Source organism: Kitasatospora sp. NPDC056181 (assembly GCF_042266225.1).
GTDB lineage: Bacteria > Actinomycetota > Actinomycetes > Streptomycetales > Streptomycetaceae > Kitasatospora.
The window spans coordinates 1-2,604 of sequence record NZ_JBHJUK010000307.1 but is presented as its reverse complement, the minus strand read 5'-3'; the positions used below and the strand labels follow the sequence as shown (position 1 = coordinate 2,604).

Genomic DNA, 2,604 nt, shown 5'->3' with positions numbered 1-2,604 from the left:
CGATCGGTGTTGCGACGGCCCGGCTGACGGCGGAGTCGGTGGCGTCCGGTGTGGTGCCGGTGGGTCGTCCGGTCGGGAACACGCGGTTGTTCGTGCTGGACGGGTTCCTGCGGCCGGTGGCGCCGGGTGTGGTGGGTGAGTTGTATGTCGCGGGTGTGCAGTTGGCGCGTGGCTATGTGGGTCGTCCTGGGTTGACGGCGGAGCGGTTCGTGGCCTGCCCGTTCGGTGGTGCCGAGGGTGGGCGGATGTACCGGACGGGTGACCGGGCGCGTTGGACGGTGGACGGCAGTGTGGTGGTGCTGGGCCGTGCGGACGACCAGGTGAAGGTGCGGGGTTTCCGGATCGAGCCGGGTGAGGTGGAGGCGGTGCTGGCCGCCCATCCGGGCGTGGCGCAGGCCGCGGTCGTCGCCCGCGAGGACACCCCCGGAGACCGCCGGCTGGTCGGCTACGTTGTCCCCGCCGACGAAGCGGCCGACGAACTGCCGATTGCTGTACGCGAGTTCGCAGCCTCCAGGCTTCCGGAGCACATGGTGCCCTCGGGGGTGGTGGTGCTGGACGCGCTGCCGCTGACGGGCAACGGCAAGCTGGACCGCAGGGCGCTGCCCGCCCCGGACTTCGCCGCCGCGGCGGGTGCCGGCCGCGGTCCGGCGTCGGTGCAGGAGGAGATCCTGTGTGCCGCGTTCGCGCAGGTCCTGGGCCTGGAACACGTGGGTGTCGACGACGACTTCTTCGCTCTGGGCGGGCATTCGCTGCTGGCGGTCTCGTTGGTGGAGCTCCTGCGGGCGCGCGGGATGGCGGTCTCGGTACGGGCCCTCTTCGAGACGCCGACTCCGGCCGGCCTCGCCACCATGACGGCTCCGGTGCAGGCCGAGGTTCCGGCGAACCGCATTCCGTCCGGCGCGACCCGGATCACCCCGGACATGCTTCCGCTGGTCGAGCTGACGGCGGCGGAGGTGGAGCGCCTGGTGGCCCAGGTCCCGGGCGGCGCGGCGAACATCGCGGACGTCTACCCGCTCGCCCCGCTCCAGGAAGGGATCTTCTTCCACCACCTGCTCGCGACCGACACCGGAGACCAGGGCGTAGGCGGTCACCACGACGTGTACGTGCTGCCGATCGTGCTCGGGTTCGACAACCGTCGGCGGCTCGACGAGTTCCTGGCCGCGCTCCAGCAGGTGGTGGACCGGCACGACATCTACCGCACGGCCGTCGTCTGGGAGGGACTCCCCGAGCCCGTCCAGGTGGTGGCACGGCACGCGACGCTTCCGGTCGAGGAACTGGAACTCGATCCGCAGGGAGCGGACCCGGTGCAGCAGCTGCCGGCGCTCGCCGGAAGCTGGATGGACCTCACCGATGCCCCGCTGATCCGCGCGCACATCGCCGCCGAGCCGGGCAGCGGACGCTGGCTGGCGCTCCTGCGCATCCACCAGCTGGTCCGGGACCACACCACACAGGAGGCACTGCTCAGGGAGCTGGGCGCGTTCCTGTCCGGGCGCGGCGACTCGCTGCCCGCGCCACTGCCGTTCCGCGACTTCGTGGCCCAGGCCCGCTTCGGGGTGCCGCGCGAGGAGCACGAGCGCTACTTCGCCGACCTCCTCGGCGACGTCACCGAACCCACCGCCCCGTACGGGCTGCTCGACGTGCACGGCGACGGTGTGCGTGCCCGTCGTGCCCAGCTCGGCGTCGACGCGGGGCTGGCCGACCGGGTGCGGGATGCGGCGCGTCGGCACGGGGTCAGTGCGGCGACGGTGTTCCACCTGGCGTGGGCGCGGGTGCTGGCGGCGGTCAGCGGGCGCGAGGACGTGGTGTTCGGCACGGTGCTGTTCGGGCGGATGAACGCCGGAACCGGGGCCGACCGCGTGCAGGGGCCGTTCATCAACACGCTGCCCATGCGGGTGCGCGTGGACGGGACCGGGGTGGGCGAGTCGCTCGCCGGACTGCGGCACCAGCTCGCCGAGCTGTTGGTCCACGAGCACGCGCCGCTGGCACTGGCACAGCGGGTCAGCGCGGTGCCCGGCACGAGCCCGCTGTTCACCTCGATCTTCAACTACCGGCACAACCAGGCCGCCGCTCAGGCCGCCGCCCGCACGGCCGCCGACGGGGCCGGCACCGGGCCGGGCACTGGCGCCGGCTCTTCCGGGGGCACGGACACCGGGATCGAGGGCGTCAGCGCCCTGCTCACTCGCGAGCGCACCAACTACCCGCTCGTGGTCGCCGTGGACGATCTGGGCACCGGGTTCAGGCTGACCGTGGACGCGGTCGCCCCGGCCGATGCCGACGCGGTCTGCGCGCTGCTGCACACGGCCGCACAGAACCTGGTCTCCGCCCTGGAGGACGGCCCGCTGCTGCCGCTTCGCGCCGTCGACGTGCTCGACGCGGCCGAGCTGGACCGGATGCTGACCTCGTGGAGCGGTACTCCGGCGGAGGTTTCCGGGGCCACGGTCCACGGGTTGTTCGAGGCGCAGGTGGTGCGGACGCCGGAGGCGGTGGCGGTGGTCTGCGGCGGGGTCGGGGTGTCGTACGGGGAGCTGGAGGTGCGGGCGAACCGGTTGGCGCACCACCTGGTGGGTCTGGGGGTGGGTCCGGAGTCGGTGGTGGGCGTCTGCC

At 73.1% G+C, this 2,604-nt stretch carries 1 protein-coding gene; it reads left to right on the top strand.

Annotation, left to right across the window (positions count from 1 at the left end; translation table 11 throughout):
- The coding region (locus ACFC1F_RS43065; protein ID WP_376167270.1) for a condensation domain-containing protein at window positions 1–2,604 on the top strand (2,604 nt) is incomplete at both ends.